Here is a 19,156-nt window from a genome sequence, read left to right on the forward strand (position 1 = left end):
ACTTTGCCCAATCCCCCCGACTCTCACCGTGAAACAAACCCCTGGGAGGCATGGCAATGCGACTGCAAGGCAGGACGGCGGGAGACGGCGCCACGCCCGGGCAGGAGGCTCATGCCGGGCCCCACGCCGAGCCCCACGCCGTGCCGCACGTGGTGGCCCACACCCGCCCGGCGGCGGCCGATGCTGGCGCGCGGCAAGCCAGTTGCGCCGACACGCCTCGCCCCGCGCATTGCCACGCGCTGGCGCCATCGGTCACCCACCTCCCCTGCCCCGGTCCGCGCACGCTCCATGGCTGCGCGGCGGCCGATGCGGTGTCGCCGGCTGAGCGCTACGCCGAACTGTTCGTCGATGTGCAGGCCAGCGGCCTGTTCGCCGACAGCAAGACCTTTCCCGATTGCGTGCCGCTGGTGGCGCCGGAGGTCATCCTGGAGCGCTATCGCGCGCAACGCGAGTCGGCGGATTTCTCGCTCGCGGCATTCGTGCAGGCGCACTTCGCGCGCGAATCGATTCCGGACGAGCACTACGTCTCCAACCCCGACCATTCCCTGCGCGACCATATCGACGGCCTGTGGCCGGTGCTGACGCGCGAGCCCGCCGAGCATCCGTCGCTCTGCTCGCTGCTGCCGCTGCCGCGCCCCTACGTGGTGCCGGGCGGGCGCTTCCGCGAACTCTATTACTGGGATTCGTATTTCACGATGCTCGGGCTGGCGGCCAGCGGCCGGCATGACCTGCTGCGCGCGATGGCGGACAACTTCGCCTACCTGATCGACACCTACGGGCTGGTGCCCAACGGCACGCGCACGTATTACCTCACCCGCTCGCAGCCGCCCGTGTTCTCCCTGATGACCACGCTGTTCGAGGACCATGCCGTCGAAGCGGCGCACGCCTACCTGCCGCAGTTGAAGCTGGAATATGCGTTCTGGATGGACGGCGCGGCGCATCTGCGGCCCGGCGCGGCCCACCGGCGCGTGGTGCGGCTGCCTGACGGCGCGGTGCTGAACCGCTATTGGGACGACCGCGCCCATCCGCGCGAGGAGGCCTACCTCGAGGACGTGGAGACGGCGCGGCGCAGCGGCCGGCCCCACCATATCGTGTACCGCGACCTGCGTGCGGCGGCCGAGTCAGGCTGGGACTTCAGTTCGCGATGGTGCGATGGCCAGCCCGATGCGACCACCGGGTTTTCCCAGGCGCCGGCGAGCGACCTCGCCACCATCCGCACCACCTGCATCCTGCCCATCGACCTCAACGCCCTGCTCTGGCATGCCGAAATCCGCCTGGCCGCGCTGTGCAACGCCACCGGCGAACCCGATTCCGCCAGGCAATATGCGGAAGCTGCCGAGCGGCGGCGCCACGCCATCTTCGCCACCATGTGGGACGAGGACGCCGGCGCGTTCTTCGATTTCGACTGGCAGCGCGGCAAGCGGCGCGAACTGTTGACGGCGGCTACGCTGATGCCGCTCTACCTGCGGATGGCCACGCCCGCGCAGGCCGCGCGCGTGGCCGACGTGGTGGGCGCCCGGCTGCTCGAGGCAGGGGGCCTGGCTACGACCGAGCGGGACTCCGGCCAGCAGTGGGACCAGCCCAATGGCTGGGCCCCGTTGCAGTGGATCGCCATCCACGGGCTGCGGCGCTACGGCTGCGAGGCGCTGGCCGACGAGATCGCGCACCGCTGGCTCGCCACGGTGGGCAGCCTCTACACCCACGAGTACAAGCTAGTCGAGAAATATCGGCTGGAGCCGCGCATGGACGGCGCAGAGGGCGGCGGCGGCGGCGAATATCCGCTCCAGGACGGCTTCGGCTGGACCAACGGCGTGGTAAGCGCGCTGCTCATGGAATACCCCCACCATCCCGCAACGCACAGCGCGGCCGGCCGGCGCGACGCCAACGGGTAACCGCGCCCATCACCCTAACGAGTGATGCCACGCGTGCAGTGGGGCTGGCGGCGCCTTTCGGTGCGCATCATGGAATTTCGTTCTTTTGTTCAGAATCTCGCAGTGCAGCAGCCGAATTTGCGAGCTTTGTCCTCGTTTCCCGCAATAACTCAGCTGAGTTATTGGCGGGCGTAGCAGCGCAGGTCACACTTGCCCCAGGGTCACTCGACACGACCCCAAACGACTTGGCAACTCTTACTACCCCGACGATCCCGCGCGTCGGGGTATTTCTTTGTGGGACCGCTTTTTTGTGCGCGCAGGTTTTGCCACGCGCCCCCCCCCCGCACGCCGACCTTTCTTGCGCTACATCAGCATCACGGCCCGACCAAGCGGTGATGCCCCAAGCGCACATCCGTGACGGTGCGGTGGCCCACCCCGCGAAGCCGACCGGGCGGGCTACACTGGCGGCTGCCATTTGTTGAGCATTCATTCCGTCCAGTACAGCCGTGTCCAAACCCCTTTCTACCCTTCCTACCCTACCCGCCCTGGCCGATTTCCGCGCCGACCCTGCGCCCACGCACGACCGGCCTAGGCCGGATCGCCTTGTCGAGGGCAACCCGGATCGCACCACGTGGACGCACTACAGCGCCGCGGCGGGCGATTTCGATTGTGGGATCTGGGCGTGCGAGCCCGGCGCGTGGCGTATTGCGTTTCCGGCTGGCAAGGAGGAGTTTTTCCACGTCATCAGCGGCCGGCTGCGGATCACCGACCATGCCGGCGTGACGCGCGAGTTCGGGCCCGGGGATGCCTGCGTGATCCCGGCTGGTTTCGAAGGGGTATTTGAAGTGATCGAGCCCGTGCGCAAGCACTTCGTCGTCCTGGAACGCAACGCGGGCTGACCACGCCCGGAGGAGGTCTGGCCATGCTTCCACGCCGTATCCTGCTGGGTGCCGTGCTCGGCGTGCTGACAGGCGCGGGGCACGCCGCCAGCCCCAGCTTCGACTGCAAGCGGGCCGAAGGCCAGATCGAGCAGATGATCTGCAAGGACGATACGCTGGCGAAGCTCGACAAGGAAACGACGCGCCTGTACGGGCTGGCGCTCGACGCGCGCTCCATGAGCACGAGCCGCAAGAAGACGTTGCTGGCCGAGCAGCGCGGCTGGATCAAGGGCCGCAACGACTGCTGGAAGGCGAGCGACGCACGCGCGTGCACCACCGCCGAATACATCGACCGGATTCACTTGCTGCGGCAGAACTTCGCCGGCCCGCGCACGCAGGACGCCAAGGGCATCACCCGGGGGCCGTTCTCGGTGCGCTGCCCCGGCGCCGACGCGCTGATCCTGGCCACCTTCGTGCAGACCGAACCCGGCTACGCCTACCTGACCTGGCTGGACAAGAAGCTGCTGTTGTCGCAGACGCGCGCGGCGTCGGGTGCCCGCTATGCGGCCACGACCGACGCCGGCGAGGCGATGTTCTGGGACAAGGGCCCCGAGGCGCAGCTTGAGCTACCGGGCAAGCCCGCCATGACCTGCCGCGTGGAGGCCCCGGAATAAGATCCCGGGGCGATCCGAGTCAGTGCGCGCGATGGGCGTCGACGTCCAGCGCCACCTCGGCGGCATCGCCGGTCTTGCCCTTGTAGTACAGGTGCACGCCGATGGCCAGCGAGTCATGGCGAATCTCGTGCATGGCGCGCCAGGCTTCGGTCGGGTCCTTGAAGACGAGGTAGTGCGCTTCCTGATCCACCAGCTCCGCCACGCGGTGCAGGCCGTGGCCGTGCAGCGCGTTGACCAGGTGGCCGAGGCTGCGGTGCGTGCGCGCATCGGTGCGCGGATAGAGCATGTGCAGCACCGCCACTTGCTGCGAAGCCATCAGCGCGGAGAACGCGACAACGATGTCCTGGTGTTGAATGGCAGTGACCGAGTCCCCCACGGCCGCGCCGGTTTCGCGTTGGGCGGGCAGAATGGCTTCGAGCGTCAGGTTCATGGCGGTACCTCCTTGTTGTAACCGAAAGAACTGTCCCACGAAGATTAGGTGGTGATTGCTGCAATGCAATGGACGGGATGGGCAACAGACTGTTCCAGCCAATGCGTCTAATCGCTGCGATAGTCGCGCGTTAACCCGCCATAAGCTTTCAATTCCCTTGCAACGCGCCCTGTCGTTGACGCCCCGTTCCGGTCATTCGCGAAGCGGATCCGTCGATTCGGCGCCTCGCCCTGGCATCCCACCCGCCGGCGGCGTAATTTGTCCTCATCAACCCTTTCCGATGAGGTTCCCGATGCGACACGACGCGATGCACCGCCCGACCCACCCCGCCGACGAGAACGCCATGGCGTACTGGCGCGCCCACCGCATGGTCCGGGCGCTGCGCGGCTGGTATCTGCACCTGCTGATCTACCTCGCCGTGAACGGATGGCTCTGGTTCCGCTTCCTGTTCATGCCGTCGCCCAGCTGGGCGCACCGCTCGCTTGAGGCCGGCTGGCCGTGGCCGCTCACCACCACGCTGGCCTGGGGGCTGGGGCTGACGATCCATGGCCTGCTGGTCTGGTGGCGCGTCTCGCAACGTGGGCGCGACTGGGAGTCCCGCAAGATCGACCAGTTCATGAACCGCGACTAAACCTCCCCTCGCCCGCTACATCTGGCGGAAGCGGTGCACGTAGGCGCGCGAGACCGGCAGTTCGGTCTCGCTTTTGGTTTCCCGATTCTGGAGGCGCACGAACAGCCGCCCGCTGTCATCCCGCCGCGTGCCGGCCACGTACTCCATATTGACGATGGTCGAGCGATGCACCTGCCAGAAGGTGTCCGGGTCGAGTCCTTCCATCAGCTCGGCCAGCGGCGTACGGATCAGGTGCTCGCCGTCGCGCGTATGCACCACCACGTATTTGTCGTCGGCCTGGAAGTACAGCACGTCCTGGATCGGCACGTGGCTGGTGGTGTTGCCCCGGCTCGCCCGCACCCAGCGCAGCGGCGCCGCGCCGGCCTCCGGGCGGGCCGGGCCGCGCGTGAGCTGGCTCAGCAGCTGCGCCAGCTCCGGCAGCGGCGCCGCCTCCTGGAAGGCCTTGCGCAGCCGCTCCACGGACCGCGCCAGACGTTCGTCCGTCACCGGCTTGACGAGATAGTCCACGGCCTCGCGCTCGAAGGCGTCCAGCGCGTACTGGTCGAAGGCGGTGACGAAGACCACCCGCGTGTCGGTCTCGATGCCCTGCGCCACCTCCAGCCCGGACAGCCCTGGCATCTTGATATCGAGAAAGGCCACCGCCGGCGCCAGTTGTGCGATGGCCTGCGCGGCCTCCACGCCATTGGCCGCCTCCCCCACGATGCGCAACTCGGGCCACAGCCGCTCCAGCTTGCCGCGCAGATGCGTGCGCAGGTGCTCCTCGTCATCGGCAATCAAGGCGGTGGGCATCCGAGTCATGGGGTCTCTCCGTTGCGGAAGGGGGCGGACAGCGGAATGTCGATGTGGACGGCCGTGCCGGGCGAGCGCTCCTCGATGCGCACCTGTGCCTCGCCGTCGTAGAGCACGGCCAGCCGGTCGCGCAGGTTGGACAGCCCCACGCCGGCGCTGGCCGATGGGCGGAAGCCCATGCCGTCATCCTCGATCGAAGCCAGCATGCGCCCGCCGCGCCGCGTCAGCCGCACGGTCAGGTGCCCGCCCTCGATCTTCGGTTCCAGCCCGTGCCGGATCGCGTTCTCCACCACCGGCTGCAGCAGCATCGGCGCCAACGGCACCTCGTTCAGCGCCGGGTCCACGTCGATCCGGTACTGGAGCCGCTCGCCCATGCGGATCTTGATCAGGGCGAGATAGTCGCGCAGCAGCGTGGCCTCCTGCGCCACCGTGCCCTGCGTAGCCCGGCTCGCGGCCAGCGACGCACGCAGGTAGGCGATGAAGTGTTCGAGCATCAGCGTCGCCTTGCGCGGCGCCGGCTCGATCAGGCTCACCACGTTGGCCAGCGTGTTGAACAGGAAATGCGGCTCGATCTGGGCCTGCAGCAGCCGCATCTGCGCCTCCACCAGCTGCTTCTCGGTGGAGATCGTGCGCACCTGCTCGCGCGCCATGTACTCGGCGATCTTGCGCTCCTCCCAGCGGCGCCCGAGCAGGCCCACGCGGCTCCAGACCAGCACGCCATGGGCGGTCAGCCCCAGGCCCCAGCCCAGCAGCGGCGCGCCGGACCAGGGCCGGTGCGAGGCGCCGAACACGTTCCAGAGCACGAGGATGGTGTTGACCACCACGTAGAGCGTCAGGTGGATATAGAAGCCGCGCAGCGCGCGCACGTTGCGGCGGGCTTCCTCATAGGCGCGTTGGTCGGCGGCGGACCGCCACATCTGCGGATCGGAATGGCGCACGGTGGGGGGCTTTGTGGCGGATCGGGAACGCTGGGAGGTTACCACCGGCGCCACCCGGCGCAACAGCCCCACGCGGCGAACCGACGGCGGCGCGGCGTCAGCCGCAATCTGCCGGCGCCAGTGAAGGGAAGCGCCGGCCCTCTCCCCCGACCCCTCTCCCGCAAGCGGGCGAGGGGAGCAAACCGTCGGCACTTGGAAATCTCGCCGTTTTCGCCCCTCTCCCTCCGGGAGAGGGGCCGGGGGAGAGGGTCGGCGTCTCGGACGAAGTCCGGCCCACTCAATCTCCAAACCGACGCGGATCGTACGGTGCGGCGTCGACATACGTCGCGTCCCCGTCGAACAGCTCGGCCAGCAGCCGGGCGGTGGCCGGCCCAAGCGTCAGCCCCTGATGGCCATGCCCGAAATGGAACCAGAGGCCGGGATGGCGCGGCGCGCGGCCCACCACGGGCAGCATGTCCGCGATGCACGGGCGGGCACCCATCCACGGCTGCGCCTCCACGGGGGCGCCCAGCCGCACCATCTGCGCCGCGATCTGCTCGGCCCGGCCGGACTGGACCGGCGTGGGCGGTGCGTCGCGATGGGCGAACTCCGCGCCCGTTGTCACGCGCAGGCCCTGCCGCATCGGCACCAGCAGCACGCCGTTCTCGGCGTCCAGCACCGGCTTGGACGGCATCGCCCCGGTCGCATAGTGGCGGTGATAGCCGCGTTTTACGAATAGCGGCAGCCGATAGCCCAGCCGCGTGGTCAGATCCGCCGCCCACGGCCCCAGCGCGATTACGGCCTGCGCCGCCTCGACCTTGCCGTCCTCCGTAGACACCTGCCAGCCCGAACCGCTGGCGCGCAGCGTGGCGGCGTCGCCATGGCAGAAGGTGCCGCCCTGGCGCTCGAACAGCGCGGCATAGCGGGCGACCAGTTCGCCGGGATCGCTCACGGTCCATGGGTCGCGCCAGTGGATGGCGCCGGCCAGCACGTCGCGCAGGGCCGGCTCGGCCTGCTGCAGCGCCGCGCGGTCCAGCAGGGCGTGATCGAGCGCATGGTCGGCGGCCACGGCCGTGGCGTCGCGGGCGGCGGCATCGAACTCGGCCTCGCTGCGGTAGGCCTCCAGCCAGCCATCGTGGCGGACGAGGTCCTGCGCCCCGGCCCGGGCAATCCACGGCGCGTGTTCATCGAGGCAATGGCGGATCAGGGCGCTGTAGGCCGCCACCGTGCCGGCATAGCGCGCGGGCGCCGAGGCATGCCAGTAGCGGGCCAGCGCCGGCACCAGTGCCGGCAGCGCGCGCAGGTGGTAGTGCACGTCGTTGCCCTGCCCCGTGGCCACGCGCAGCAGCGCCTGCCAGTCGCGGGGGAAGGCGTAGGGCCGCACCGCCTCGCGCTGGAGGATGCCGCAATTGCCGTAGGAGGTGGCCCGGCCCGGCGCCTGCCGATCGACCAGACAGACCGCGTGGCCGCGCTGCTGCAAGGCCAGCGCGGTGGAGACGCCCACGATGCCGGCGCCCAGGACGATCACTGCGGTGGAGGAAGGGTTACCGGGCGCGGACGAATCGGTCATATCGAGAGGTATCTATATAGAGGGGGGCGGTGTCAGCCACGATTCTGCCAAGGCAGGCCGGGCGGCGGTGCATCCATGATGTGCAATGAATCGAAGACTCGATTGCCGGTTTGGCAATCCATGTCAATCATGGAGATCCCCCATGCCGGTCAGCGAATCGGTCAATTGCTGGAGGAAGGCCCGGGCTGCCTCGGGCAGGTTGCGCTTGGCCAGGGTCTGGATCTCGATATAGCGCTCGTTCATCTCGCGGTCGCGCAGTGGCACGGCGGCGATCAGCCCGGCGGCCAGCCGGCTGCGCACGGACACCTCGCCATAGAACGTGATCGCGCCCCCGCCTGCCGCCGCGAACGACACCAGTGAATCAAGGTAATTGCTGGAAAATATGGTTTCGTAGTTCAGGCCCTGTCGGCTGCAACTGGTGTCCAGCAACTGGCGCAGCGAGCTGTCCGCGGGCGCCAGCGCCAGCGGGTAGGCCACCACCTGCGAGAGCGAGATCTGGCGCTGGCTGGCCAGCGGATGGTCGGGCGCCATGATGGCCAGCACCGGCGCCGGATGGCGCAGTTCCACCTCGATGCTCGGCTCGGGCAGCCCGCTCAGGGTCACGCCGATATCGGCCTCACCGTCGCGAATGCGGCGCGCCACGTCAGCCTGCGGGCAGACCTCGAGATCGAAGCGGATGCCGGTGTGCTGGGCGCGGAACGCCGCCGCGAGCGAGGGCAGGAACTCGTGCGCCAGCCCGGCCACGCTGGCCAGCCGCACCCGGCCGGCGCGCAGGCCGCGCAGGGCCTGGATGTCGCCGGTCACCCGCTCGATGTCCTGTTGCGTGCGCTTGGCGTAGGCGGCCAGCAATTCGCCCGCCGCATTGGGCACCAGCCCGCGTGCGCGGCGGTCGAACAACAGGGTGTCCAGTTCGGCCTCCAGCCGCGCCACCTGCCGGCTCACGGCGGAGGGCGCCACGTTCAGCTTCAGCGCGGCGTCCTTGACCGACCCCGTCCGCACCACTTCCAGGAAGTAGCGGACGGCGGTTTCCTGCAGGGTGCGATACGACATGGAATCTCCGGGATGACACGTGACATCAACGTCGCCAGTCTAGCGAAGATTGCCGATATGGCAATCGAATATTCGAAAGATTGCGCACACCGCAAGCATGGACCGGCTTACGATGAGATCCAACGAAGCCTGTGACGTGTCCTTTCTCTCTACTGCCGGAGCCTGTTCATGCTTTTCCCCGCCCCCCGTCTTTCGAATCGATTTTCGCGTGGCCGTCGCCTGACGCTGGCCCCCATGGCCGGCGCCCTCGCGCTCGGCCTGGCCAGCGTGGCCGGCACCGCCGCCGCGCAGGGCGGATATCCGACCAAGCCGATCCAACTCGTGATTCCGTTCCCGCCGGGCGGCTCCACCGACGTGATCGGCCGCATCGTTGGCCAGAAGCTCGGTGAACGGCTCGGCCAGACCGTGGTGGTGGACAACCGACCCGGCGCAGGCACCATCGTTGGCGCCAGTTTCGTGGCGAAGGCGGCACCTGACGGCTACACGCTGCTGGTTACCTCCGGCACCACCTTCACGGTCAACCCGGCCATCCACGCCAAGCTGCCGTACGACCCGATCAAGAGCTTCGACCCCGTGGCCCAGGTGGGCGTGACCGGGCTGATCCTGCTGGCCAACCGCGACACGCCGGCCAACAACCTCAAGGAATACGTGGCGATGGTCAAACCCTCGCCGGGCAAGTATTCCTATGGCTCGTTCGGCGCCGGCACCACGGCGCACTTCGCGGGCGAGGCGCTGCAAACCCTCACCGGCACCAAGATGCTCCACGTGCCATACAAGGGCAGCGCGCCGGCCATGACCGACCTGATCGGCGGCCAGATCCCGTTCAGCATGGACACCGTCACCGCCGCCATCCCGCAGGTGAAGGCCGGCAAGGTCAAGGCGATTGCCGTGACCACGGCCAAGCGCTCGGCCCTGCTGCCGGACGTGCCCACGGTGGCCGAGAGCGGCTACCCCGGCATGGACGCCGCCACGTGGCTCGTGATCGTCGCCCCGGCCGGCGTGCCCGCCGAGGTGAAGGCCAAGCTGGAGAAGACCCTCGGCGAAGTGGTGGCGGACCCCGCCACGCGCCAGAAGCTGATCGACAACGGCTTCGAGCCGACCTACGCCACCGGCGCGCAGGTGGCCGCGAAGATCGTCAAGGAAACGCCCCAGATGCGCGCCATCGCGCGCGCCGCCAATATCCAGGCCGAGTAACCCAACCCTGACGCCTGGCTCCGGAGACAGCATGCCCCTGCAAGACAGCCTGCCGACCTTGTCGGCAGTGGAACTGCGCCGCCTGATCGGCAACAAGGAAATCTCGCCCGTCGCACTGCTCGATGCCTGCATCGCGCGGATCGAGGCCTACAACCCGAAGATCAACGCGATTACGGCCACGGACTTCGAGCGCGCCCGCGAGCAGGCGCGCGAAGCCGAACGCGCCGTGATGCGCGGCGAGCCGCTCGGCCTGCTGCACGGCCTGCCGCTCGGCGTGAAGGATCTGGAGGCCACCGCTGGCCTGCTGACCACCTTCGGCTCGCCGCTGTATCGCGGCAATGTGCCGGCGCAGGACAACGTGCTGGTGGCCCGCCTGCGCGCCGCCGGCGCCATCGTCACGGCGAAGACCAACGTGCCCGAGATGGGCGCCGGCGCCAATTCGCGCAACGTGGTCTGGGGCGCCACCGGCAATCCGTTCAATCCGAATCTCAATGCCGGCGGGTCCTCGGGCGGCTCGGCCGCCGCGCTGGCGGCGGACTTCCTGCCGGTCTGCACCGGCTCGGACACGGGCGGCTCGCTGCGCATTCCGGCCGCCAAGTGCGGCGTGGTGGGCTTCCGGCCTTCGCCGGGGCTGGTGCCGAGTTCGCGCAAGCTGCTGGGCTGGACGCCGATCTCGGTGGTCGGCCCGATGGGCCGCACGGTGGCCGATGCCTGCCTGCAGTTGGCCGCCTCGGCCGGAATGTCGGTGACGGACCCGCTGAGTTACGAGAGCGATCCGCTTGGTTTTCTGGTGCCGGCCAACGTCGACCTGGGCTCGCTGCGCGTGGGCTACACCGAGGACTTCGGCTGCTGCGATGTGGATGACGACATCCGCCAGACCTTCCGCGCCAAGATCGCCGCGATGAAGCACCTGTTCCGCACCTGCGAGCCGGTGGCGTTCGATCTGGGCGATGTACACCGTTGCTTCGACGTGCTGCGCGCCGAGAGCTTCGTGGCCGGCATGCACGACGCCTACACGCGCGATCCGTCGAGCCTGGGGCCGAATACCCGTGCGAATTACGAGATGGGCGCGCGCATGTCGCTGGTGGACAGCGCGTGGGCACAGGCCGAGCAGACGCGCATTTTGCAGCGCTTCCAGGCCGCGTATCGGGACTATGACGTGATCCTGTCGCCGACCACGCCGGTCTCCCCGTTCCCGTGGACGCGCCTCTACGCCGACACCGTGGGCGGCCAGCCGCAGGCCAACTACTACCGCTGGCTGGCGCTGACCTATGTGGTCACGCTGACCACGCATCCGTCGATCGCGCTGCCCTGCGGCACCGACCTCGCCGGCATGCCGTTCGGGCTTCAGGTGACGGGTGGCTTCCGCGCGGACCGGCAGACGCTGGGCGTGGCGCAGGCGATGGAAACCGCCTTCGCCACCTCGCCCGCCCTGCGCCGCCCGGTGCCGGACCTGGCCGCGCTGGCCGCGCCCGAACCGGCGCTGCGCTCCATCGTTACCGATCCGCCGTTGTCCGGCGCGACGGAGCCGGCGCGGGACGTTTCGGCGGTTTGATCGACGATTGACCAGACGATTGGATCGACGCTGCCTCCGCCCGGAGGCAGTCGATCAACTGCTCCGCGCTCGGGGCCTGCCGGCGCTCGCGCAGCCGGATCAGGCCCACGGGCGGCAACGCCACCTCCACGTCCAGCGGCAGCACATGGAAGCGCCCTTCCGCCTCCAGCTGCTGCCCCACCGACCTCGCCACGAACCCTGCCGCGCCGCGCTGGGCGACGAAGGTCGTCACGGCCAGATAGGATGACGATTCCATCACATCGGCAGGCGGCTGCTGGCCGTGCCGGAAAAAGGTCTGTTCGATCTTCACGCGCAACGACGCCCACGGCGGCGGCAGCACGCAGGGCATGGCCGCGAGGTCGGCCCAGTCCGGCCGGGCCTTGCCGGCGAGCGGATGACCGGCGCCGACGATAGCCACCATCGGCTCGTCATAGAGCGGCTCGGTCACCAGATCCGGCGCCGCGTAGGCGGGCTCCAGCCGCCCCACGATCACATCCAGTTCGCTCAGGCGCAGGCGCGGCAGCAGGTGCGTCAGGTCGCCCTCCTCCACCAGCACCGTGGCGCGCGGGGACTGCGTCTTGAGCCGCGTGACGGCGCGCGCCAGCAGCACCGGCAGCGCAGCGCCCATCGACCCCACCCGCACCCGGCCGGCGGCGCCGCTGGCCACGGACTCGATCTCGTCGCGCGTGACCTCGTACTGCGCCAGCACCGAACGCGCGAAGCGCACCAGCGATTCCCCCGCCGGCGTGGGCTCCGTGCCGCGCGTGGAGCGCGTGAACAGCGTCATGCCCAGCATCTTCTCCACCTCGGCCAGCACCTTGGACACCGCCGGCTGGCTCACTGCCAGGAACTCGGCCGTGCGGCCCAGATGGCGGAATTCGTCCAGCGCCACCAGCAGTTGCAGGTGGCGCAGCTTGATATTGGAGCGCAGCGCGCGGTCGATATGGGCCATCCGGGCAGTCTATCTAACCTTAAGGTTATGAAGCAATGCCATTTCTTGATTGGATTGTTATGACTGACATGCCCACAATGAGGGCATGGCGATGGCAAAGCACCATCGCCCAGAACGCAAACACAAAAGAGACGGAGACAACATGCCACACGGTATCCCCACCGCTTCCCTCATCGCTTCCCCTTCAGAACTGCCGACCAGTCTCGCCCGCCGCCGGCTGTTGCTGGGCGGTGCGGCCAGCGCCGTGGCGGCTGCCACCGGCACCGCCGGGCTGATCCTGCCGAGCGGCGCCCGCGCCGCGGCGGCCTACCCCGAGCGCCCGATCAAGTTCATCTGCCCGTGGCCCGTGGGCGGCACGGCGGACCAGTCGATGCGCGCGCTGTGCCAGGTGGCGGCCGGCCTGCTCGGCCAGTCGGTGGTGGTGGAAAACCAGGCCGGCGCGTCCGGCATGATCGGCACCAAGGCGCTGGCGCGCGCCAACCCGGACGGCTACACCATCGGCCAGATCCCGATCTCCGTCACGCGCTTCTCCCAGCTTGGCATGCTGCAACTGGACCCGCGCACCGAGCTGACCTATCTGGCGCGCACCTCCGGCCAGACCTTCGGCATCGCCGTGCCGGCCAATTCCCGCTTCCACACGCTGCAGGACGTGATTGCCGCCGCCAAGGCGGACCCGGGCAAGCTGACCTATGCGCACGCCGGCATCGGCGGCGCCACGCACGTGGGCATGGAGCAGTTTGCGATGGCGGCCGGCGTCAAGTTCAACGCCATCGCCTACAAGGGCGGCTCGCAGGCGCTGCAGGACGTGCTGGCCGGTCAGGTGGACCTGCTGGCGGACTCCAGCTCGTGGGCACCGCATGTGGAGGCCGGCAAGCTGCGCCTGCTGGCCACCTGGGGCGAGCAGCGCACGCCGCGCTTCGCCAGCACGCCCACGCTCAAGGAGCTGGGCTACAACGTGGTGGTGGAGGCCCCCAACGGCATCGGCGCGCCCAAGGGCCTGCCGCCGGCCATCGAGAAGAAGCTGCGCGAGGCCTTCCGCGCCGCCGTGGCCAGCAACGAGTTCAAGGCCGTGGCCGCCCGCATCGACGCGCCCGTGATGTACCTCGACGGACCGGACTACAAGAAGTACGTGTCCACGGTCTACGACCAGGAAACCCAGTTGATCCAGCGCCTGAAACTGAAGGAAATGCTTCAGCAGAGCTGACCTGAGCTGATCCCAACGCATTTTTGAACGGCAACGTCCATCGTGAATCCGAACCCCGTCATCCGGCTCCATGCCAACGACAACGTGCTGATCGCGCGCAGCGACCTCACGCTGGGCCAGCCCCTGCCCGACCTGGGCGTGCGCGCCCGCGCGCAGGTGCCGGCCGGCCACAAGATTGCCGCGCGCGCCATTGCCCAGGGCGAGGCCGTGCGCAAGTACGACACCGTGATCGGCGTGGCTGACCGCGACATCGCCGCCGGGGAGCACGTGCACAGCCACAACCTGCGGCTGGTGGACTTCTACCGCGACCCCGAGTTCTGCCGCGACGTGCGCCCGGTGCAGTACGTGCCCGAGGCCGAGCGCGCCACCTTCATGGGCTACGTCCGCCCGGATGGCCGGGTCGGCACGCGCAACTTCATCGGCATCCTGTCCTCGGTGAACTGTTCGGCCACGGTGATCAAGCACATTGCCGCGCACTTCACGCCGGAGCGGCTGGCGGCGTATCCGAATGTCGATGGGGTGGCCGCCTTCGCCCAGAGCAGCGGCTGCGGCATGTCCTCCCCCAGCGAGCATTTCGATGTGCTGCGCCGCACGCTGGCCGGCTACGCGCGCCATCCGAACCTGGCTGGCGTGCTGATCGTCGGGCTCGGGTGCGAGCGCAACCAGGTGGCCTCGCTGGTCGACTCGCAGGGGCTGGTGCCGGGCGAGAACCTCCACACGCTGGTGATGCAGGACACCGGCGGCACGCGCGAAACCATCGCCGCCGGCATCCGGGCGATCGAGGCCATGCTGCCCGCCGCCAATGCCGCCACGCGGCAGCCGGTGCCGGCCAGCCATCTCAAGATCGGGCTGGAATGCGGCGGATCGGACGGCTTCTCGGGCATCACCGCCAACCCGGCGCTCGGCGCGGCCATGGACATCCTGGTGCGCCACGGCGGCACGGCCATCCTCTCCGAGACGCCCGAGATCCACGGCGTGGAATACATGCTCACGCGCCGCGCCGTGACGCCCGAAGTCGGCCAGAAGCTGCTTGACCGCCTCGCCTGGTGGGCGCGCTACACCGCCGGCCACAACGCCCAGTTCAACGGCGTGGTGGGCCACGGCAACCAGCAGGGCGGCCTCGCCAACATCTTCGAGAAGTCGCTCGGCTCGGCCATGAAGGGCGGCACCACGCCACTGCAGGCCGTGTACGAGTACGCCGAGCCGATCGATCAGGCCGGCTTCGTCTTCATGGACTCGCCCGGCTACGACCCGGTGGCCGCCACGGGCCAGATCGCCAGCGGCGCCAACCTGATCTGCTTCACCACCGGGCGGGGGTCGATGTTCGGCTCCAAGCCGGCGCCGACGATCAAGCTGGCCTCCAACTCGCCGATGTTCCACCGGCTGGAAGAGGACATGGACATCAACTGCGGCCTCGTGCTCGACGGCGAACTGAGCGTGGCGCAGATGGGCGAGCGGATCTTCGCCCATATCCTGCGCGCCGCCTCCGGCGAAGCCACCAAGAGCGAGCTGCTGGGCCTGGGCGACCATGAATTCGTGCCCTGGCATCTCGGCATCGTCAGCTAACCCTTCATCCACCGTCCCCGCACCCATGCTTGATTCCCTCGCTCAGGCGGACCTGTTGCGTTCGCAGAACCTCGTCGGCCAGGAATGGTCCGATGCCCGCGCCGGCCAGCGGCTGGCCGTGACCAACCCGGCCACCGGCGAGGTCATCGCCAGCGTGCCGGACAGCCACGCCGCCGATGCCGCGCTGGCCGCGGATGCCGCCGCAGCCGCCTTCCCCGCCTGGAGCCGCCGCACCGCCCGGGAGCGCGCGCAGATCATCAAGCGCTGGCACGCGCTGATCCTTGCGCATGAGGCGGATCTCGCCCGCATCATCTCCGCCGAGCAGGGCAAGCCACTGCACGAGAGCACGGGCGAGGTGCGCTACGGGGCGTCTTACGTCGAATGGTTCGCGGAGGAAGCCACGCGCATCTGCGGCGACGTGATTGCCGAGGCCGTGCCGGGCCGCAAGATGCTGGTGATCAAGGAGCCGGTGGGCGTGGTGGCCGCCATCACGCCGTGGAATTTCCCGCTGGCGATGATCGCACGCAAGATCGCCCCGGCGCTGGCGGCCGGCTGCACCGTGGTGGCCAAGCCGGCCGAGGACACCCCGCTGACCGCGCTGGCGCTGGTCTGGCTGGCCCAGCAGGCCGGGCTGCCGGCGGGCGTGCTCAATATCGTCACGGCTTCGCGCGAACACACGCCGGCCGTGGTGGATAGCTGGCTGGCCGATCCGCGCGTGCGCAAGATCACCTTCACCGGCTCCACGCCGGTGGGCAAGCATCTGGCCCGCGAGTCGGCCGGCACGCTCAAGAAGCTGTCGCTGGAGCTGGGCGGCAACGCGCCGTTCATCGTCTTCGACGATGCCGACCTGGACGCCGCCGTGGACGGCCTGATGGCCGCCAAGTTCCGCAACGGCGGCCAGACCTGCGTGTGCCCGAACCGCGTCTACGTGCAGGACGCCGTGCATGACGACTTCGTCGCACGGCTGGCCGCCCGCGTGCAGGCGCTGCACGTGGGCCCGGCCACCGAGCCGGCCGCGCAGATCGGCCCGATGATCAACGCCCGCGCCGTGGACAAGATCGACCGCCATGTGCAGGATGCCGTCGCCCATGGCGCGCAGGTGGTCACCGGCGGCACGCGCGTGCGCACCGCCGACGGCCCCCACTACTACGCGCCCACCGTGCTCGTGAACGCCACCCCGGCGATGGCGCTGGCCGGCGAGGAAACCTTCGGCCCGGTGGCGCCGGTGTTCCGCTTCCACGACGAGGACGAGGTAGTCCGCCACGCCAACGACACCCCGTTCGGACTGGCCGCGTACTTCTATTCGAACGATGTGCGGCGCATCTGGCGCGTGGCGCAGGCGCTGGAAACCGGCATCGTCGGCATCAACGAGGGCGCGCTGGCGTCCGAGGCGGCGCCGTTCGGCGGCGTGAAGGAATCCGGCTACGGGCGCGAGGGATCTCGCCACGGCCTGGACGACTACATGCATACTAAGTACCTCTGCCAGGGCCAGCTGCTCTGACGCCCCTGCCCTGAACCCATAAAAGAGGAGATTCCCGATGCCCGCCCACAACCCCTTCAAGGCCGCCCTGGCCGCGCGCCAGGCCCAGATCGGCCTGTGGATGTCCGCCGCCACGCCCTACCTGGCGGAAATCACGGCCACGGCCGGTTTCGACTGGCTGCTGATCGACGGCGAGCACGCGCCCAACGACGTGCGCACCATCCTCCAGACCTTGCAGACGCTGGCGCCCTACCGCTCCCAGCCCGTGGTGCGCGCCGTGGCCGGCGAGACCGCGCTGATCAAGCAGCTGCTGGATGTGGGCGCCCGGACCCTGCTGGTGCCGATGGTCGATACCGCCGAGCAGGCGGCGGCGCTGGTGCGCGCCACGCGCTATCCGCCCTTCGGCGTGCGCGGCGTGGGCAGCGCGGTGGCACGGGTGTCGCAGTGGAGCGCCCGTACGGACTACCTCGACATCGCCGATGACGAAGTCTGCCTGCTGGTGCAGGCCGAGACTGTGGCCGCCATGCAGAATCTGGAGGCGATCTGCGCCGTCGATGGCGTGGACGGCGTGTTTATCGGCCCGGCCGACCTGGCGGCGTCCATGGGCCATCGCGGCAAGCCCGGCCACCCCGAGGTGCAGGCGCAGATCGAAGCCGCCATGCGCACCATCATCGCCAGCGGCAAGGCTGCTGGCACGCTGACGTCCGACCCCGCGCTCGCGCGCCGCTACCTGGAACTGGGCTGCACCTTCGTCGCCACCGGCGTGGACGTGCTGGTCTATGCCAACGCCGCCCGCAAGCTCGCCGCCGAGTTCCTGCCCGACACGGCCACCGCCGCCGCCACGCGCCCCGGCGCCGCCTACTGATTGCCTGATTGCTGATTGCCAGAATTCCAAGCGATGACCGCCCTGCCCTCTCCCGAAACCATCCTCGCCGCGATGCAAGACATCGTCGGCGCCTCCGGCTGCCTGACTGACGCGGCCGACACCGAGTCGTACGTCACCGACTATCGCCGCCTGTATCGCGGCAAGTCGCCCGTGGTGGTGCTGCCGTCCACGACCGAGCAGGTCAGCGCGGTCATGGCGTGGTGCTACGCCCACGAGGTGCCCGTGGTGCCGCAGGGCGGCAACACCTCGCTGATGGGCGGCGCCGTGCCGGACGACAGCGGCACCGCCGTGGTCATCAACCTGCGCCGCATGAACCGCGTGCTGGCCATCGACACGATCAACGACACCATGACCGTGCAGGCCGGCGTGACGCTGGCCGGCGCCCGCGCCGCCGCCGAGGACAGCCAGCGGCTGTTCCCGCTGCGCATCGGCTCGGAGGGCTCCTGCCAGATCGGCGGCAACCTCTCCACCAACGCCGGCGGCACGGCCGTGCTGCGCTACGGCAATATGCGCGATCTCGTGCTGGGCATGGAAGTGGTGCTGCCGGACGGGCGCGTGTTCTCGTCGCTGCGCGGGCTGCGCAAGGACAACACCGGCTACGACCTCAAGCACCTGTTCGTCGGCGCCGAGGGCACGCTGGGCATTATCACGGCCGCCGTGCTGAAGCTGATGCCGCAGCCGCGCGCGTCGGCGGTGGCCTTTATCGCCGTGGAAAGCCCGGACGCCGCCGTGAAGCTGCTCGGCGAAGCGCGCCAGATCGCCGGCCCGGCCGTGACCGCGTTCGAACTGATCTCCGCACCGGCGCTGGAGCTGGTGCTCGAGTACCTGGGCGACACCGCCTCGCCGCTGGCGGAGCGGCACGACTGGATGGTGCTGATCGAGCTGACCTCGGGCGCCGACGAGGCCGCGCTGAACGCCACGCTGATGCAGATCCTGGAAAGCGGCCTGGAGCGCGGCTGGGTCAAGGACGCCGCCGTGGCGGCGAGCGGGGCCGACGCGCAGACCTTCTGGCGCATCCGCGAGGAAATCTCGGACGCCCAGACGCGCACCGGCGGCAGCATCAAGTGCGACGTCTCGGTGCCGCTGTCGCGCATCGCCGAATTCATCGGCAACGCCTCCGCCCGCGTGCTGGCGCTGGAACCCGCCACGCGCATGGTCATCTACGGTCACATGGGCGACGGCAACGTCCACTTCAACCCGCTCCGCCCCAAGGACCGCAGCGCCGCCGACTTCCTCGGCCAGTGGTACAAGCCCGTCTCGGACCTCGTGGACGGCCTGGCCCACGCCGAAAACGGCTCGATCTCGGCCGAACATGGCATCGGCGTGGCCAAGCGCGACGACCTGCGGCAATACAAGTCCCAGGTCGAACTCGAACTGATGTGGCAGGTGAAACGGGCGCTGGACCCGAAGAATTTGCTGAATCCGGGGCGGGTGCTGCCGGCGTTGGACAGCCCCAAATAAGGAAGGCGGGGAGCCACCCCGCCTTTTTTGCGTTACCGAAGGGCGCCC

The 19,156-nt window shown here is 69.2% G+C and carries 17 protein-coding genes; 11 read left to right on the forward strand and 6 right to left on the reverse strand.

The window, feature by feature from the left end:
- Positions 1-56: 56 nt before the first annotated feature.
- The 3 genes from treF to AC1DEL_RS24600 all read left to right on the forward strand — a co-directional run bounded on the left by treF (position 57) and on the right by AC1DEL_RS24600 (position 3,423).
- The gene (treF, locus tag AC1DEL_RS24590; protein ID WP_477126312.1) at positions 57-1,892 is read left to right on the forward strand and encodes an alpha,alpha-trehalase TreF; all 1,836 of its coding nucleotides are present in this window, start codon (positions 57-59) and stop codon (positions 1,890-1,892) included.
- Positions 1,893-2,377: 485 nt separating this feature from the next.
- Complete coding sequence (locus AC1DEL_RS24595; protein WP_477126313.1) at positions 2,378-2,770, forward strand: cupin domain-containing protein; 393 nt, start codon at positions 2,378-2,380, stop codon at positions 2,768-2,770.
- Positions 2,771-2,793: 23 nt separating this feature from the next.
- Positions 2,794-3,423: an MliC family protein gene (locus AC1DEL_RS24600; RefSeq protein WP_441592538.1), complete on the forward strand. Its 630-nt coding sequence runs from the start codon at positions 2,794-2,796 to the stop codon at positions 3,421-3,423.
- A gap of 19 nt (positions 3,424-3,442) precedes the next feature.
- On the opposite strand, the gene AC1DEL_RS24605 is transcribed toward AC1DEL_RS24600, so the two are convergent.
- Positions 3,443-3,853, reverse strand: coding sequence for a hypothetical protein (locus AC1DEL_RS24605; protein WP_454757648.1), 411 nt, complete (start codon positions 3,851-3,853; stop codon positions 3,443-3,445).
- 292 nt (positions 3,854-4,145) lie between these two features.
- Between AC1DEL_RS24605 and AC1DEL_RS24610 the strand changes: the two genes are divergently transcribed.
- Positions 4,146-4,484, forward strand: a complete 339-nt coding sequence (locus AC1DEL_RS24610; RefSeq protein WP_092301475.1) for a 2TM domain-containing protein — start codon at positions 4,146-4,148, stop codon at positions 4,482-4,484.
- 15 nt (positions 4,485-4,499) lie between these two features.
- Here the strand turns inward: AC1DEL_RS24610 and AC1DEL_RS24615 are convergent, their stop codons facing one another.
- The 4 genes from AC1DEL_RS24615 to AC1DEL_RS24630 all read right to left on the reverse strand — a co-directional run bounded on the left by AC1DEL_RS24615 (position 4,500) and on the right by AC1DEL_RS24630 (position 8,810).
- Complete coding sequence (locus AC1DEL_RS24615) at positions 4,500-5,273, reverse strand: LytR/AlgR family response regulator transcription factor (RefSeq protein ID WP_092301572.1); 774 nt, start codon at positions 5,271-5,273, stop codon at positions 4,500-4,502.
- A gap of 5 nt (positions 5,274-5,278) precedes the next feature.
- Complete coding sequence (locus tag AC1DEL_RS24620; protein ID WP_092301478.1) at positions 5,279-6,190, reverse strand: sensor histidine kinase; 912 nt, start codon at positions 6,188-6,190, stop codon at positions 5,279-5,281.
- Positions 6,191-6,488: 298 nt separating this feature from the next.
- Positions 6,489-7,760: an NAD(P)/FAD-dependent oxidoreductase gene (locus AC1DEL_RS24625; RefSeq protein WP_477126314.1), complete on the reverse strand. Its 1,272-nt coding sequence runs from the start codon at positions 7,758-7,760 to the stop codon at positions 6,489-6,491.
- Positions 7,761-7,883: 123 nt separating this feature from the next.
- Positions 7,884-8,810: a LysR family transcriptional regulator gene (locus AC1DEL_RS24630; protein ID WP_092301484.1), complete on the reverse strand. Its 927-nt coding sequence runs from the start codon at positions 8,808-8,810 to the stop codon at positions 7,884-7,886.
- A 234-nt stretch (positions 8,811-9,044) separates the two neighbouring features.
- Between AC1DEL_RS24630 and AC1DEL_RS24635 the strand changes: the two genes are divergently transcribed.
- Both AC1DEL_RS24635 and AC1DEL_RS24640 read left to right on the forward strand, forming a co-directional pair.
- On the forward strand, positions 9,045-10,004 hold the full coding sequence (locus tag AC1DEL_RS24635; protein ID WP_092301487.1) for a Bug family tripartite tricarboxylate transporter substrate binding protein: 960 nt from the start codon (positions 9,045-9,047) through the stop codon (positions 10,002-10,004).
- Between the two features lie 31 nt (positions 10,005-10,035).
- Positions 10,036-11,559: an amidase gene (locus AC1DEL_RS24640; protein ID WP_092301490.1), complete on the forward strand. Its 1,524-nt coding sequence runs from the start codon at positions 10,036-10,038 to the stop codon at positions 11,557-11,559.
- On the opposite strand, the gene AC1DEL_RS24645 is transcribed toward AC1DEL_RS24640, so the two are convergent.
- Complete coding sequence (locus AC1DEL_RS24645; protein WP_441592534.1) at positions 11,501-12,511, reverse strand: LysR substrate-binding domain-containing protein; 1,011 nt, start codon at positions 12,509-12,511, stop codon at positions 11,501-11,503. The two genes, AC1DEL_RS24640 and AC1DEL_RS24645, sit on opposite strands and share 59 nt — an antisense overlap.
- Positions 12,512-12,653: 142 nt before the next feature.
- Between AC1DEL_RS24645 and AC1DEL_RS24650 the strand changes: the two genes are divergently transcribed.
- Genes AC1DEL_RS24650 through AC1DEL_RS24670 form a run of 5 tightly spaced genes read left to right on the forward strand, consistent with a single transcriptional unit; the run spans position 12,654 to position 19,108 of the window.
- Complete coding sequence (locus AC1DEL_RS24650) at positions 12,654-13,715, forward strand: tripartite tricarboxylate transporter substrate binding protein (protein WP_441592533.1); 1,062 nt, start codon at positions 12,654-12,656, stop codon at positions 13,713-13,715.
- 42 nt (positions 13,716-13,757) lie between these two features.
- A complete protein-coding gene (locus AC1DEL_RS24655) occupies positions 13,758-15,281 on the forward strand; it encodes a UxaA family hydrolase (protein WP_477126315.1) in 1,524 nt (507 codons plus the stop codon).
- A 25-nt stretch (positions 15,282-15,306) separates the two neighbouring features.
- Positions 15,307-16,782 carry an NAD-dependent succinate-semialdehyde dehydrogenase gene (locus tag AC1DEL_RS24660; RefSeq protein WP_454757642.1) on the forward strand — a complete coding sequence of 492 codons (1,476 nt, stop codon included), beginning with the start codon at positions 15,307-15,309 and terminating at the stop codon, positions 16,780-16,782.
- 37 nt (positions 16,783-16,819) lie between these two features.
- A complete protein-coding gene (gene hpaI / locus AC1DEL_RS24665) occupies positions 16,820-17,626 on the forward strand; it encodes a 4-hydroxy-2-oxoheptanedioate aldolase (RefSeq protein WP_092301506.1) in 807 nt (268 codons plus the stop codon).
- 33 nt (positions 17,627-17,659) lie between these two features.
- Positions 17,660-19,108, forward strand: coding sequence for an FAD-binding oxidoreductase (locus tag AC1DEL_RS24670; protein ID WP_477126316.1), 1,449 nt, complete (start codon positions 17,660-17,662; stop codon positions 19,106-19,108).
- The last annotated feature ends 48 nt before the right edge of the window (positions 19,109-19,156 follow it).

It is taken from the genome of Cupriavidus sp. 10L43_2, from assembly GCF_056395265.1.